This is a genomic window from Candidatus Methylomirabilota bacterium (genome assembly GCA_035260325.1).
In the GTDB taxonomy this organism is placed as follows: domain Bacteria; phylum Methylomirabilota; class Methylomirabilia; order Rokubacteriales; family CSP1-6; genus AR19.
The window spans coordinates 1-14,647 of record DATFVL010000304.1 but is presented as its reverse complement, the minus strand read 5'-3'; the positions used below and the strand labels follow the sequence as shown (position 1 = coordinate 14,647).

16 protein-coding genes are annotated in these 14,647 nt (G+C 71.4%); 10 read left to right on the top strand and 6 right to left on the bottom strand.

Annotation, left to right across the window (positions count from 1 at the left end; translation table 11 throughout):
- Positions 1-20: 20 nt before the first annotated feature.
- The 3 genes from VKG64_19505 to VKG64_19495 are packed head-to-tail and all read right to left on the bottom strand — an operon-like array spanning position 21 to position 2,112.
- Complete coding sequence (locus tag VKG64_19505) at positions 21-215, bottom strand: hypothetical protein (GenBank protein HKB27226.1); 195 nt, start codon at positions 213-215, stop codon at positions 21-23.
- 56 nt (positions 216-271) lie between these two features.
- A complete protein-coding gene (locus tag VKG64_19500) occupies positions 272-1,573 on the bottom strand; it encodes an MFS transporter (protein ID HKB27225.1) in 1,302 nt (433 codons plus the stop codon).
- Entirely contained in the window at positions 1,570-2,112 is a 543-nt protein-coding gene (locus VKG64_19495; GenBank protein HKB27224.1) for a hypothetical protein, read from the bottom strand. The genes VKG64_19500 and VKG64_19495 overlap by 4 nt, the downstream gene beginning before the upstream one ends.
- A 418-nt stretch (positions 2,113-2,530) precedes the next feature.
- On the opposite strand from VKG64_19495, the gene VKG64_19490 reads away from it, so the two are divergent.
- From VKG64_19490 to VKG64_19455, 8 genes are all read left to right on the top strand, one after another.
- Entirely contained in the window at positions 2,531-3,703 is a 1,173-nt protein-coding gene (locus tag VKG64_19490) for an MFS transporter (protein HKB27223.1), read from the top strand.
- Positions 3,704-3,734: 31 nt separating this feature from the next.
- Positions 3,735-4,274, top strand: a complete 540-nt coding sequence (locus tag VKG64_19485; protein ID HKB27222.1) for a bifunctional nuclease family protein — start codon at positions 3,735-3,737, stop codon at positions 4,272-4,274.
- Positions 4,274-5,215, top strand: coding sequence for an ATP-binding protein (locus VKG64_19480; protein HKB27221.1), 942 nt, complete (start codon positions 4,274-4,276; stop codon positions 5,213-5,215). Before VKG64_19485 ends, VKG64_19480 begins: the two co-directional genes overlap by 1 nt.
- A gap of 35 nt (positions 5,216-5,250) precedes the next feature.
- Positions 5,251-5,655: a thioesterase family protein gene (locus VKG64_19475; protein ID HKB27220.1), complete on the top strand. Its 405-nt coding sequence runs from the start codon at positions 5,251-5,253 to the stop codon at positions 5,653-5,655.
- An 80-nt stretch (positions 5,656-5,735) separates the two neighbouring features.
- On the top strand, positions 5,736-6,692 hold the full coding sequence (locus VKG64_19470) for an ATP-binding cassette domain-containing protein (GenBank protein ID HKB27219.1): 957 nt from the start codon (positions 5,736-5,738) through the stop codon (positions 6,690-6,692).
- Positions 6,689-7,462 carry an ABC transporter permease gene (locus tag VKG64_19465; GenBank protein ID HKB27218.1) on the top strand — a complete coding sequence of 258 codons (774 nt, stop codon included), beginning with the start codon at positions 6,689-6,691 and terminating at the stop codon, positions 7,460-7,462. The genes VKG64_19470 and VKG64_19465 overlap by 4 nt, the downstream gene beginning before the upstream one ends.
- Complete coding sequence (locus tag VKG64_19460) at positions 7,459-8,982, top strand: GldG family protein (protein ID HKB27217.1); 1,524 nt, start codon at positions 7,459-7,461, stop codon at positions 8,980-8,982. The genes VKG64_19465 and VKG64_19460 overlap by 4 nt, the downstream gene beginning before the upstream one ends.
- A 7-nt stretch (positions 8,983-8,989) precedes the next feature.
- The gene (locus VKG64_19455; protein HKB27216.1) at positions 8,990-10,756 is read left to right on the top strand and encodes a DUF4340 domain-containing protein; all 1,767 of its coding nucleotides are present in this window, start codon (positions 8,990-8,992) and stop codon (positions 10,754-10,756) included.
- Positions 10,757-10,768: 12 nt separating this feature from the next.
- On the opposite strand, the gene VKG64_19450 is transcribed toward VKG64_19455, so the two are convergent.
- Positions 10,769-11,560, bottom strand: coding sequence for a hypothetical protein (locus VKG64_19450; protein ID HKB27215.1), 792 nt, complete (start codon positions 11,558-11,560; stop codon positions 10,769-10,771).
- 13 nt (positions 11,561-11,573) lie between these two features.
- Positions 11,574-12,539, bottom strand: a complete 966-nt coding sequence (locus VKG64_19445) for a ferritin-like domain-containing protein (protein ID HKB27214.1) — start codon at positions 12,537-12,539, stop codon at positions 11,574-11,576.
- A 77-nt stretch (positions 12,540-12,616) separates the two neighbouring features.
- Between VKG64_19445 and VKG64_19440 the strand changes: the two genes are divergently transcribed.
- Positions 12,617-13,315, top strand: a complete 699-nt coding sequence (locus VKG64_19440; GenBank protein ID HKB27213.1) for an MBL fold metallo-hydrolase — start codon at positions 12,617-12,619, stop codon at positions 13,313-13,315.
- A gap of 39 nt (positions 13,316-13,354) precedes the next feature.
- Here VKG64_19440 and VKG64_19435 read toward each other — a convergent pair whose 3' ends face one another.
- Entirely contained in the window at positions 13,355-14,074 is a 720-nt protein-coding gene (locus VKG64_19435; protein HKB27212.1) for an SDR family oxidoreductase, read from the bottom strand.
- On the opposite strand from VKG64_19435, the gene VKG64_19430 reads away from it, so the two are divergent.
- On the top strand, positions 14,073-14,647 hold a 575-nt coding region (locus VKG64_19430; protein HKB27211.1), incomplete at its 3' end, for a DUF502 domain-containing protein. The genes VKG64_19435 and VKG64_19430 overlap by 2 nt on opposite strands.

Below are 14,647 nucleotides of genomic sequence, written 5' to 3'. Positions count from 1 at the left end.
CCCCCGACGTTCGAGCCACGCTACGAAGTCTTGATGCTCCCGGGTCGCAGGCTTCGGCGGCTGCGCGTCATGAACCGCCAGAACCTTTCCATCTCGTTGACCCGGTCAATGGAGGCCCGGATGGCCTCGGCGTCAGTCGTTACTCCCAGAAGCTTCTTCGCTCGCCGCAGAGCATGGGCGTCAACGAAGAACGATTTGCGGGTCAGCGTCTTCATCGGTATGCATCGTACTCAGGGCTGTCATGCAGTCAACGTCTTGGTTCGGATACGCTTCACAGGCGATCCGTCGGCCGCCAGACGTTGCGGCAGCGCGTCTCGGTGACGAGGGCCGCCGCCACCGCGCCGCCGGCCGCGAGCGCCAGGCACACGCCGAAGGCAGCCTGGAACGCGGCGGCGGGGTAGAGCCGCGCGCCGTCCGCCATGAGTCCCGTCCACTTCGCATCCAGGATCACGCCGGTGGCCCACTGGAGCAGCGCGAAGCCGAGGAAGATGGGAAGGTTGCAGAAGCCGACGGCGATGCCGACGAGCGCCGGGTTGTTCACCTCGCGCACGCAGCTCCAGACGAGGACGAGGCCGGAGGAGGCGAGGCCCATCAGCAGGAAGAACGGCGCCAGGAGCGCGGTGGGCACGCGGATCGCCGTGGGGAGCGCGAGCGGCACCCAGCAAAGCGCGTAGATCGCGGCGAAGACGAGCATCGGCAGACGCCGGCGCCCGAGCCAGCGGTCGGAGAGCCGGCCAGCGAGCGGCGAGCCGACGCCCATGCCGACGGCGAGCATCGAGACGACGGTCGCCGCGTTCACGCGGCCGAGGCCGTGGACCTGTGTGAGGTACGGCACGCCCCAGAGGCCGAGGAAGGTGATCTGCGTCGTGTAGACGCCCCCGGCGGCCAGGATCGGGGGCCACGTGCGCCGGTTGGCGACGACCGCGGGGACGCCGCGGATCACCTCGCGGAGCGTCGGCGCCGCGAGTCCGGCGCCCCCGGGGTTGACGGGCGGCAGCCCCAGCGCCTCGGGCCGGTCGCGGATCAGGCCGGCGGCCGCCGCGGCGAGCACCAGCGTCACGGCGCCGATCATCACGAACGTGTGCCGCCACCCGACGGCCTCCACCAGGAGCGCCAGCGGCGCGGCGGCGGCGAGCGCGCCCACGTTCCCGATCGTCTGCGTGAAGCCCGAGATCGTCGCGAACTCGTCTGGACGGAACCAGGCCGACGCGAGGGCGAGCCACGCGATCAGCAGGACCGAGGCGCCGAGGCCGACGAGGAGCCGCCCGGCGAACGCGACGTCGAAGGAGGGCGCCCAGCCGAAGACGAGCGCGCCGCCGCCCATCGTGGCGCCGCCGAGCGCGATCGTCCAGCGCGGCCCGAGCGTGTCCGCGAGGCTCCCCGCGACGAGCGCCATCGCGGCGAAGACGTAGGGATAGATGGCCGCCAGGTTGCCGAGCGCGGCCGCGGTGATGGAGAACGCGCGCATGAGGTCCGTGGCGACGACGGCGGGTGCGACGCGATGGAGCCAGGAGAACACGTAGAGCGACGCCGGCACGAGCAGCATGAGCCAGCGCGCGCTCCGAAGCGTCACGCGCCCGCGCGGACGTACGAGGGAAAGACCCGGCGCAGGAGGGCCGGGTCGTTCATCGCGAGGAGACCACCGAGCAGACGCCGCGCGGCGCCGCGCACGGCGACGAACGTGATGCGGGCGGCGGCGACGGGCCGGCCGTCCTCGGTCGCCGCGACGACCTCGGTGTCCCAGTAGCGGCCGTCGTCGGGCCGCCGGCGGACGGCGGCGCGGGCGCCCCGCACCGTGAGCGCGGCGCCGAACGGCAGCCGCGCGTGGAGCGTGACGGCGAGGTCGGTCGTCATGCCCGACTCGCCGGTGGCGAGCGCGCCGAGCCAGAACGCGGCCTCGTCGAGCAGCGTCGTGACCGCCGCGGTCGCGAGCGCGCCGTCCGACGTCTGAAACGCCGCGCGGGGTCGCCACGCGCCGCGCACCTCGGCATCGTCGAACTCGAGCTGCACGCGCATTCCGAGCGGGTTGTCCACTCCACACGCGAAGCACGTGCGCGAGATGGGCAGCGGATGCGCTGTGTCGGCGGCGGGCCGGGGCCCCTTCTCGACCACGCTAGCAACCGAACCCGCCCCGGATCTGCTCGGCGCGTTGCGCCCGGTGCCGCGTAGAAGCAACGGGTCTCGAAGGGGTCCTGGCCCGCCGCCGGCCTGCGCAGCCGCTGCAGGCGCGACACGGCCGTCGACGAGGACCACATCATCCTCGGACAGGACAAACGTGTGCGCGCCGTCAACGCGTCCGCGCGCGAGTCTCAAGGGTGTGGCGAGGGGGACGCGCCTGAGATACGCGCCGGAGATCTCGCGCGGTCCCAAGAGACCGGCGAAAGCGTCGAACGCCGCGAGCACCGAGCCCCCGTGCGCGGTGTCGGGCAAGCCCTGGAACGCGGGATCGAGGGTGAGGACGAGGTCGCCGCCGCGGTCCGCGAGGGACCCGCGCAGCAAGGAGTCTATCGTCACCATGCGATAATCGTCTGTGCCGTCCATTCTAGCCGACAATCCGTTCGTCCGCGTGACGGTCACCAACTTTTTCTTCTTCCTGAGCATGAACGGCTTCATCCTCCTGCCGCTCTACATCACGGACCTCGGCGGAACGGAAGTCGAGGTCGGCGTCGTCATGGGCCTCTACAACGCGGTCGGCATCGTCTGCCAGCCGCTCGTCGGCCCGTGGGTGGACGCGTTCGGGCGCCGGCCCTTCATGCTGCTCGGCGTCGGGCTCGCGCTCGCGGCGGCGCTCCTGGCGGCGGCGGCGCCCGCGATCTGGGTCCTCGCCGGCGTGCGCGCGCTGCAGGGCGTCGGCTTCTCGTGCTTCTTCGTCGCGAACTACTCGTACGTGATCGACGTCGTCCCGCCCGCGCAGCGCGGCTGGGCGCTCGGTATCTACGGCGTGGCCGGGCTCGTGGGCACCGCGGTCGCCCCGCTCCTCGGCGAGTGGACGATCCGCCGCTACGGCTTTCCCCCGCTGTTCCTGCTGGCCGCCGGGGTCATGGTCGTCGCCGGCAGCTTCGTCTGGGGCCTCCGCGAGCGCCAGCGCGAGATGGCGCCGCCCGTGCGCGGGTTCTGGGAGCGGGGCGGGCTCGCCGAGGCCTTCCAGCTCTCCATGGCGGTGACGCTCTTCTTCGGCCTCGGCGCCGGCACCATCTTCGTGTTCCTGCCGACCTTCGCCGAGCACCTCGGCGTGCGCGCGCTCGCGCTCTTCTACACCGCGTACTCGCTGGCGGCGATCGGCGTGCGCGTCTTCGGCGGCCGTCTCTCCGACGTCCACGGCCGGCGCGCGGTCATCGTGCCGTCCATGTTCGCGCAGACGGGGGCGACCGCGCTCCTGGCGCTCATCGCCGTCCTCGTGACGAAGACCTCGGCGACGCCCGTCGTGCCCGTGCTCTTCCTCGCGGGGCTCATGTCCGGCGGCGCGCACGGGTTCCTCTATCCCGGCCTTGCGGCGCTCGTGACCGACCGGACGCCCGAGACGCGGCGCGCCGTCGTCGTCGGCATCTTCAGCGCGGTCTTCCTCGCCGGCCAGACGACGGGCGCGTTCGTCTTCGGCTACGTGACGCACGCCGTCGGATACGCCGTCATGTGGACCGCGCTGACGGCGCTCCTCGCCGCCGGCTCGGCCCTCTCCCTGAAACTCGAGCGGAAAATAGGCTAGACTCGACCATTCCGGAGGGAGGCGAAGCCGCATGACGCGCAGGGCTCGCTACGTGTCGATCGCGCTGCTGGGCGCGGCGCTCCTCGGAGCGCCGGAGCGGGCGCACCAGGCACCCGGCGGCCCCGAGGTCGCGCCGCCGAAGGCGACGGGGCCGCAGGAGGCCGAGGTCGTCGCCGTGTTCCTGAACCAGAGCACCCAGCAGCCCATCGTGATACTCCGGGGCAAGCGTGACGGGCGGAGCCTCGAGATGGTGATCGGGCTCCCCGAGATGGTCAGCATCGCCGTGCCGCTGCAGGGCGTGACGCCGCCGAGGCCGCTGACCCACGACCTGTTCCTGACGCTCTTCGGCCGCCTCAAGGTGAAGCTCACGCGCGTCGTCATCAACGACTTCCGGGACGACATCTACTACGCGACGGTCTATCTCACGGCGGGCGGGAGCGAGCTCCAGCTCGACTCGCGGCCCTCCGACGCGATCGCGCTCGCGCTCCGCGCCAAGGTGCCGGTGCTCGTGGAGGACCGCGTCTTCGAGCGCGGCGGCGCCTCGCGGCCGCCCCGCGGTCCCTCCATCTGATGGCCGAGCCCGAGAAGAACGATCAGGAGTGGGCGCTCCAGCGGCGCCTCGAGGACGTCTTCGCGAAGCTCGGGGAGAAGTTCGGCGACCTCACCGGGCGGGTCGAGACGCGGATCCGGCCCACGGTCACCTTCGACGAGGTCGGCGGCGTCCCGCAGGCGAAGGCGGCGCTGCGCGGCTTCGCCGTCGCGCTGACGAACCCGGAGCTCTACGCGCTGTGGGGGATCACGCCGCCCAAGGGGCTCCTCCTCTACGGTCCGCCGGGGACGGGCAAGACGAAGCTCGCGCACGCGCTCGCGACCGCGTCCGGAGCGATCTTCTTCCATCTCAAGCTCGCGAACCTCACCTCGAAGTTCGGCGCGAACACGGGCGAGCTCCTCCAGGAGATCCTCCGCCTCGCGCTGGGCGAGGGAAAGGCGGTGTTCTTCCTCGACGAGGCCGAGGCCCTGTCGCTCGAGCACCTTCTCCCGCAGCCCCAGGCCCGCGAGGCCAGCGCGCGCCTGGTCGCCACGCTCTGCGAGAAGCTCGACGCCGTGGACGCCAGCGCGCGCCTCCTCGTCGTCGGGTCCACCACGCGGACCGACGCGCTCGATCCGGCGCTCGTGGCGCCGGGACGCCTCGACCACCTGGTCGAGGTCGCGCTGCCGGACCCGAACGCCCAGCGGGAGATCCTCGAGCTCATGCGCGTCCGGCTCGAGAAGACCGCCGGCCGCCGTCTCTTCGAGACGATCGTCTACGACAAGGTGCTGCCGGTCATGGGCGGCATGAGCGGCGCCGACATCTCGGTGATCGTCCAGCGCGCCCTGGAGGTGAAGGTGCACGAGGCCGCCCGGGGCGTCACGGCGTTGCCGGTGACCACCGAGAACCTGCTCGACGCGATCGACGGCTACAAGAGCGTGCGCGGCGTCGTCGAGAAGATCCGGTACGGCCAGTACCTGTAGATGGAATGGCACCTGGCCCCGCGGCCCTCGCGAGAATGATCGCCACGACGAAGCTCCGCGTCCGGTACAAGGACACGGACTGCATGAAGGTCGTCTACTACGGCAACTACCTCACCTACTTCGAGGTGGGCCGCGTCGAGTTCCTCCGCCAGCAGGGCATCCCGATCTCCGAGGTGGACCAGAAGGTCCACCTGCCCGTGGTCGAGGCCGGGGTCCGGTACGTCCGGCCCGCGCGGCTCGACGAGCTGCTCGAGGTGCGCTGCTGGGTGAGCGAGCGCAAGCGCGCGAGCTTCCGCTTCGCGTACGAGGTCTTGAACGAGGCGGGCGAGACGGTCGCCACGGGCTTCACGCTCCACGCCTGCTGGGACCCGGCCACGAGCAAGATGATCGCGCTCCCGCCCTGGCTCCAGACGATCATGCCGATCGTCGCGCGAGAGTAGGGCGCGCCGGCGTCGGGCCGGCCGCGGGCGCGCCGTCCCCACGGGCCCCGCCACGGTGTATACTCCGTAACCGGCCTCGAATGATCCAAGTCGAGAAGCTGACCAAGTATTACGGGCCGGTCACCGCGATCCGCGACGTGTCTTTCAGCGTCGCGCCGGGGGAGATCGTGGGCTTCCTCGGCCCGAACGGCGCCGGGAAATCCACGACCATGCGGATCCTCGCCTGCTTCATGCCCGCCTCGAGCGGCGCGGCGCGCGTGGCCGGCTTCGACGTCTTCAGCGAGTCGCTCGAGGTCCGCCGGCGCATCGGCTACCTCCCCGAGAACGTGCCGCTCTACGGCGACATGCGCGTGGGGGCCTACCTCGACTTCGTCGCCGAGGTGAAGGGCGTGGGCCGCGCCGAGCGGCGGCGCCGCGTCGCCGAGGTGATGGAGCGCTGCCTCGTCAGCGAGGTCCAGAACCAGCTCATCGCCAAGCTGTCGAAGGGCTACCGGCAGCGCGTCGGCCTGGCGCAGGCGATCGTCAACGACCCCGACGTGCTGATCCTCGACGAGCCCACCATCGGCCTCGACCCGAAGCAGATCACCGAGATCCGCGCGCTCATCAAGTCGTTCGCCGGCAAGCACACGGTGATCCTCTCGACGCACATCCTGCCGGAGGTCTCGATGGTGTGCGGCGGCGTCGTGATCATCAACAAGGGCGCGATCGTCGCCCAGGGGACGATCGACACGCTCGTCGAGCAGTTCTTCCCGACCTCGCGCGTCGAGGTCGAGATCGTCGGCCCGCCCGCCGCGGTGCGGGACGGCATGCGCGGGATCTCGGGGGTCGTCTCGGTGCAGGAGCTCACGACGACGAACGGCGCGGGCCGCTACCTCGTCGAGTCCGGCCGGGGCCGCGACGTCCGCGGCGAGATCTTCCAGCTCGCGGCGCAGCAGCGCTGGGGCCTGCTGGAGCTCCGCCGGGTCGGGACGACGCTCGAGGAGATCTTCATCCGCGTCGTCGCCGGCGAGCAGGCGGCGGAGGAGACGGGCGCGTGAAGCTCTGGGCCGTCTTCAAGAAAGAGATGCGGATCTACTTCACGACGCCGCTCGCGTACGCGATCCTGTTCGTGTTCGTCCTGGTCACGGGGTTCTTCTTCTACGTCTACTTCTCCGGGTTCGCCCGGGTGTCCATGCAGGCGATGATGAACCCCCAGTTCGCCCGGGACGTGAACATCACCGAGTGGGTCATGCGGCCGCTGTTCACCAGCTTCATCAGCATCATCCTCTTTCTGTCCCTCGTCCCCATGATCACGATGCGCCTGTTCGCCGAGGAGCGCCGGTCGGGGACGATGGAGCTGCTCCTGACGTACCCCGTGCGCGACGGCGGGGTGCTCGCCGCGAAGTTCCTCGCGGCCCTCGCGCTCTACGGCGTGATGCTCCTCGTCACGCTCGTGTATCCGGCGATCATGCGGTACTTCACGCCGCTCGAGCTGGGGCCCCTCCTGACGATGTACCTCGGGCTCGGGCTCATGGGCGCGACGTTCCTGTCCATCGGGCTGTTCTTCTCGTCGGTGACCGAGAACCAGATCGTCTCGGCCGTGGCCACGTTCGCGACGCTGCTGCTGCTCTGGTCGCTCGGGTTCGCCGCCGACTCGGTCGGCGGTGCCACGGGGAAGATCCTCCAGCACCTGTCGGTGGTCGAGCGGTTCGACAGCTTCTCGAAGGGCCTGCTCGACACCCGGGACGTCATCTACTTCGTGAACGTGACGGCGCTCGCGCTCTTCCTCACGCTGCGCACGCTCGAGGCGCGCCGGTGGAAGGGATGATCAGGAAGATTCTCGACTGGGCGGGCTACGCGGGCCTGGCCGTCCTCGCCGCCGGGGCGATCCTGCCGTTCGCGCGGCCGGACTGGGCGCACTACCGCGGCTTCCTCGTCCTCGGCGGCGTCCTCCTCGTCGCCTCCTCGCTGCTCGCGCGGATCGAGGACTACCGCGCGTTCTTCGGCGCCCGCACGACGCGCTACGGCCTCAACGCGGCGGTCATGATCCTGCTCGTCCTGGGCGTGACGACCATCGTGCAGGCGCTCTCGTACCAGCACAACTGGCGCTGGGACCTCACGGAGACCAAGCGCTTCAGCCTCTCGCCCCAGACCGTCCAGCTCCTGCGCGGCCTCAAGACCGACGTGAGCGCGCTCGCGTTCTTCCGCGGTGACCAGCCCGGCAAGCGCGTCGCCGAGGACCTCTTCAAGCAGTACGCGCGGTACGGCGGCGCGCGGTTCACCTGGCGGATCGTCGACCCCGATCGCGAGCCGCTCCTCGCGAGGAAGTACGGGATCGAGACCTACGGGACGATCGTCCTCGAGGCCGGCGGCAAGTCGGAGAAGGTCCTCGACGCCGAGGAGGAGAAGCTCACGAACGGCCTCGTCAAGGTCACGCGCGCCGGCAAGCGCGCCGTCTACGTCGTGCAGGGGCACGGCGAGCCCGAGCTCACCAGCACCGAGCGCGGCGGGTTCAGCGAGGCCAAGGCCGCGCTGGAGCGCACGAACTACGAGGTGAAGCCCCTCGTGCTGCTGCGCGACCGCAAGGTCCCGGCCGACGCCGCGGTCGTCATCGTGCCGGGTCCGCGGACCGACCTGCTCCAGCCCGAGCTCGACGCGCTCGACGCGTACGTCGGCCAGGGCGGCAAGGTGCTGTTCATGGTGAACCCGTTCCAGGGGGAGGCGCTCAGGAAGTACCTCGAGAAGTACGGGTTCGCGCTCGGCAACGACCTCGTGGTCGAGGCCAACCCCATCGGCCGGCTGCTCGGGTTCGAGCCCTACGTGCTGGTGGTCCAGCAGTACGAGCGCCATCCGATCACGCGCGACCTCGGCGGCGTCATGACGATCTTCCCGATGACGCGCTCGATCGGGCCGACGAAGGTCCAGCCCAAGGGGATCGCCTTCGAGTCCCTCGCGAAGACGAGCGCGCAGAGCTGGGGCGAGACGAACCGGAGCGAGCTCGAGCGCGGCGTCGCGAAGCCCGACCCCGAGGACCCGAAGGGGCCGCTCACCGTGGCGGCCGTCGCCACGAAGGACAAGGCCCGGCTCGTCGTCTACGGCACCGCGACCCTCGCCTCGAACCAGGGCCTGAACCTCCAGGGCAACCGGGACCTCTTCCTCAACACCGTGAGCTGGCTCGCCGAGGAGGAGGACCAGATCTCGATCCGCCCGAAGGAGGGCCGGCAGACGCCCGTCTTCCTCACCGCCAACCAGGACAACGCGGTCTTCCTGCTGCCCGTCGTCGTCCTGCCCGGGCTCGTGCTCGTCGGGGGCATCGTCGCCGTCGTCCGCCGCCGCGCCGCGAAGTAGCGCCCCGATGCGCTGGCAGACGACCGCGATCCTCGCCGTCGCGCTGGTCGCGCTCGGCGCCTTCTACTACGTCTTCGAGATCCGGCAGGGCCCCGAGCGGGCGAAGGCCGCCGGGCAGAAGGGGCGCCTCTGGACCGTCGAGGCGTCGGACGTCACCGAGGCCGAGCTCAAGCGCGGCGCCGAGACGATCAAGCTCCGGCGCGAGGGCGACGGCTGGCAGATCACCGAGCCCGTCAAGACGCGCGGGGACCGCGGCCGGATCGACGAGACGCTGTCCACGCTGACGACGGCGCGCGTCGACCGGGAGATCGCCGCGGCGCCGGCGCAGGCCACCGAGTTCGGGCTCGACAAGCCCGCCGCCGAGGTGACGCTCCGGCTGAAGGACGGCAAGCAGCTCGCGCTCGCCCTCGGCGGGAAGAGCCCGACGGGCGCGTGGGTCTACGCGCGCGAGGCGCAGAAGCCCGCGGTCCTGGCGCTCTCGGAGAGCGTGCTGCGCGATGCGACGCGGCCGCTGGCGGACTTCCGTGACAGGACGCTGCTCGCGTTCGAGCCGAAGAGCGTGTCGGCCTTCGAGGTCGCGACGCGCGCCGAGACGCTCGCCGTCGAGCGCGCGGAGGGCCGGTGGCGGCTCACCAAGCCCGCGGCGCTCGCCGCCGACGCCGAGACCGTCGACGACTTCCTCGACAAGCTCCGGCAGCAGCGGGTGAAGGACTTCGTCGCGGAGTCGCCGAAGTCGCTCGCGCCCTACGGGCTCGACCGCCCCGTTCGCGTGGCGATCCACACGGGCCGCGACAAGGAGCGCGCGACCCGCGAGCTGCTCTTCGGCGCGGAGGACAAGGCGAAGCAGGGCGTCTACGCGATGCGCCCGGGGGAGCCGTCGGTGCTGCTCCTGCCGGCCGCCGCGTGGGCGCTGGTCCCGAAGAACGCCGGGGCGCTGCGGGACAAAGTCGTCGTCGAGGTGGACCGCGACAAGGTCACCCGCATCGACCTCGAGAGCCCGAAGGGGACCGTCACGCTCGCCCGCCAGGGCGGCCGCTGGCGGATCACGGCGCCCGAGGCGCTGCCCGCGGACCAGGTCGAGGCGGGCGCCGTCCTGTTCAAGCTGAGCGAGCTCCGGGCGCAGGGCTTCCTCTCCGACGACGCCTCCGGGATCGCGCGCTATCTCGCGAAACCGACCGTGCGCGTGACGCTCGCGAGGGAGGGCGCGGCGGCGCCGACGACGCTCCTGCTCGCGCCGTCGCCCGAGAAGCGCGGCGGCCGGCCGAGCGCCTACGCGGCGGTGGCGGGCGCGGGGCCCGTCGTGCTCGTCGAGGGCAAGGCGCTCGACGAGCTCGCCCGCTCGCTCACCGACCTGCGCGACCGCACCTTCGTCCCCGGGCTCGAGCCGAGGGACGTCAAGCGCGTGCGGCTCCGCGCCGGCGCCACGACGGTCGTGGCCGAGCGGACCGGCGACGCCGACTGGAAGCTGGTCGAGGGCGGGTCGGGGGCCGCGAAGGGCGTGAGCCTCGAGAACCTCCTCTACACGCTCCGCGCGCTCAAGTGGAAGGCGATCGCGGCGCCGGCGAGCGCGGAGGCGGCGAAGTACGGCCTCGCGCCGCCGGCGTTCGAGGCCACGCTCCTGCGCGCCGACGGCGGCGAGATCGCGACGGTCCTCGTCGGCCGCAAGGAGGGCGACGTGATCTACGCGAAGCTCAAGGCCCTGCCCGCGATCTACGCCGTGGACCCCACGGCGCTCGGGCCGCTGCCGAAGCTCCCGGACGACCTCAAGGGCTGACGCGGCCGCGGGCTAACCCGCGGGCGCCGTCCGCGCGCGCACCCGGGCGCGGATCCGCTCGAGCAGCGCCTGGACGTGGCGCGCGTAGAAGGCCTCGGCGAACCGCGGGTCCCAGTACGCGCCGTGGCTGTCCCCCGCGCAGCGCGCGCAGAGCTCGAGGATCCGGGCGCGGTCCACGCGCTCGACGCTGAGGCCCGGCGCCCGGCCGTTCAGGCGCGACTCGAAGCCCGCCCACTCCGTCAGCTGATAGTAGGCGTCGCCCTCGTAGAGGAAGATCGTCCCGGGCGTCCGCAGCCGGTCGGCGAGCTGCGCGATCTCCTGCTCGCGCTGGATGCGGACCGCCGTGGAGTGGGGGAGCTTCCCGTGGCAGGTCGGCGCAAACGCGAGCACGCCGCCGAGCGTGGGGTAGGCGAACGCGGCCGCCTGGAGCGAGCCCCAGCCGCCGCAGCTCTGGCCCGCGAGGACGATGTTCTCGAGCGGGACGCCGCGCTCGCGGTGGAACCAGGCGACGGCCGACGCGACGTACGCCGCGTGGTCCACGACGGCGAGGTGCGAGGTGTTGCGCACCTGCGAGAACACGACGACGTCGGGGTTCTCCTCGGCGGCGCGGCGCAGAATGGGCGGCGTCCGTGGACGATAGGTCCCGGCCTGGGTGCTCGAGAAGCCGTGGTTGTGGATGATGACGAGCGTCGTCGCGGGGTCCCGCCGGTCGAGCCCGCGCCCCGCGAAGTCACCCTCGACGGAGTACGCGCACGCGCCGGCGAGGAGCGCCAGGAGCGCGACGGCGGTCGGGCGGAGCGGCATCCGCGCCGGCGCGCTAGGCGAGCAGGCCGATGGCGCGATAACGCGGCTCGACGCGCGGCGAGATCATCGAGAGCCGCTGCAGGCGCGGCATCAGGTTCTCCTGGAACAGGAAGCTGTTGAAGGCCTTCGTCGTCTGCGAGTGGGCGACGGTGTCGCGCCAGATCTCGTCGCCGTCCCAGCCGAGCTCCCGCCAGACGTCCTTGATCGACTGGAAGCCGGTCCGCTCGTCCCGGGCGTACATGGCGTCGCAGACCCGGAACGTGAAGTCCTCGAGGTACTCGCGCTTGGCGGCCTCCATGGCGGGGATGGCGCGGCGCAGCGCGAAGTAGCCGAAGTTCACGTGGCGCCCCTCGTCTTGCAGCACGTAGTCGAGGAGCTGGCCGAGCGTCGCGTCGGCCGTCTGCTTGCGCATGAGGTTGAAGGCGGCGATTGCAAGGCCCTCGACGATCATCTGCATGCCGAGGAGCTTCAGCTCCCAGAGGTTCGTGGAGAGGATCTCGTCGAGGACCGCTTTGAGGAGCGGGTCCACCGGGTAGATCTTATGGAGCTTCTTCACGTAGCGCTCGAACACTTCCACGTGCCGGCCCTCGTCCACGACCTGCGTGGAGGCGTAGAGCTTGGCGTCGAGCTCCGGGATGCCGTTGACGAGCTGGCCGCAGACGACGAGCGCGCCCTGCTCGCCGTGCAGGAACTGCGACAGGCGCCAGGCGGAGACCCGGACCTCGACCTCGCGCTGCTCCTCCGGCGTGAGCCGGCTGAAGAAGTTGGTGCCGGCGAAGGCGACCTGGACGTTCAGGACCGGCCCCTCCTTGCCCACGGGGCGGCTCCAGTCGATGGCCGTCGAGCCGTTCCACTGGTTCTTCTTGGCGGTCTCGTAGAGCATCTCGAGGTCCTGGTGGGTCGGCTCGTAGTCGTAGTCCCAGAGCGTCTCGAGCTGGTACGTCACCCGGGCGGCCGCCTTCGCGTTGGCCGTCGTCATCCGTCACCTCGCACTGAATGGTGGTTCAGTCGCGCCATTCTAGCGCAGGCTCGGCCCCTCGGGTAGGATGGAAAACCGTGGGCGGGGACACGCTGTACCTCAAGCAGATGGAGCTCGGGCCGATGCAGAACTTCGTCTATCTCATCGGCGACCCGGTGGCCCGCGAGTGCGTCGTGGTGGACCCGGCCTGGGAGATCGACACGATCGTCGAGACCGTCGAGCGCGACGACATGCGGCTCGTCGGCGCCCTCGTCACCCATACGCACCAGGACCACGTCGGCGGAAGCCTCGAGTCCTGGGGAATGCCGGGCCGCATCCCCGGCGTCGAGGACCTGCTCGGGCGCGTTCCGCTGAAGGTGTACGTCCACAAGGCCGAGCGCGAGTTCCTGAAGGGCTTCGGCTCGGACCTCGTCAAGGTGGACAACCACGACACGCTCGCCGTCGGCCGCCTCACGCTCACCTTCATGCACACGCCCGGCCACACGCCGGGCTCGCAGTGCTTCCTCGTGGACGGGCGGCTCATCTCCGGGGACACGCTCTTCATCGGCTCGTGCGGGCGCACGGACCTGCCGGGCAGCGACCCGAGCGAGATGTACTACTCGCTCACGCAGCGGCTCGCCGCGCTGCCCGACGACACGGTGCTCTTCCCCGGCCACAACTACGGCGGGCCGTCCTCGACGCTCGGCCAGGAGAAGCGCGAGAATCCCTTCATGCGCTTCGCCTCGCTCGGCGATTTCTTGCAGACGATGGGCGGAGGCCGGATCCGCCTGGGGTGACCGGCGTCGACGCGATCTAGGCGGCCGCCCGCCGGCGGCTCACTCCACGCGGCGCACCCGGCCCGTGACGGCCGGCGGGCACGTCGCGAAGTAGACGACGGCCGCCGCCACCTCCTCCACCCGCACGACGCGGCCGCGCGTCAGCCGCTTCCAGCGCGCGAGCGGGAAGCCGGGCGGCCGGAGCACCGCGCCGGGCGCCACGCAGTTCACCGCGATCCCGCGCGGGCGGAGCGCCGCCGCGAGGCCACGCGTGAGGGCCGGGATCCCTGCCTTCGAGAGCGTGTAGGGGACGTAGCCCGGCCACGCGCGGCCCGCGCCCGCGTCGCCGATGTTGACGATGTGTCCGCCGTGGCGGCGCATCACCCGAGCGGCGGCCTGAGAGCAGAAGAACGCGCCGCGCAGGTTCAGGTCGAGGTGGCGGTCGTAGGCGGCGGGGGTCGCGCCGAGGAACGGCGTCCGCTCGAAGCGCGCGGCGTTGTTGACGAGCACGTCGAGGCCGCCGAGGGCCCGCGCCGCCCGCGCGACCAGGCGGCGCGCCGCCGCGGGGTCGGCGAGGTCGGCGCGGAAGGCGGCGGCCTGCGCGCCCAGCGCCGCCAGGCGGCGCACGAGCGCCCGCGCGTCGCCCGCCGACCGGTGGTAGGCGATGGCGACGTCGAAACCGGCGCGGCCCAGGGCGAGAGCGATCGCGCGCCCGACGCGCACGGCGCCTCCAGTTACGAGCGCCCGGGGCCGGTCCGATGTTATGCTCGATCGCGTCATGTCCGGGCCCGTCCGCACCTGGTTCAAGGTCCGCTTCATCGCGGGCTTCTTCGTCACGGTTCCCGTCTTCCTGACCGCCTGGCTCCTCTGGATCTTCTGGAGCCGCATCGACGACGTCTTCGGTCCCATGTACGACAAGATCCTCGGCCGGTCGGTGCCGGGGCTCGGCTTCCTCACGGCGGTGGCCATCATCTTACTCACGGGCACGATCGCTCGAAATGTCGTCGGCCGCCGCGTGCTGGCGTGGGGCGACAACCTCCTCCTGCGGGTGCCGATCTACCGGCGGCTCTACCCGTCGGTGAAGATGCTGATCGACTCCTTCTCGCCCGAGCGGCGGAGCGCGTTCCGCGCGGTCGTCCTCGTCGAGCATCCGCGGGCGGGCGAGTACGCCTTCGGCTTCGTCACGAGCCAGCTCCTGCTCGAGACGCTCGACGGCAAGCGCGAGATGGTGACGGTCTTCGTGCCGACGAACAATCTCTACCTCGGCGACGTCGTGATGGTCGGGCGCGACGACCTGATCGCGACCGGGCTCAGCGTCGAGGAAGGCATCCGCATCATCCTCTCGGCGGGCGG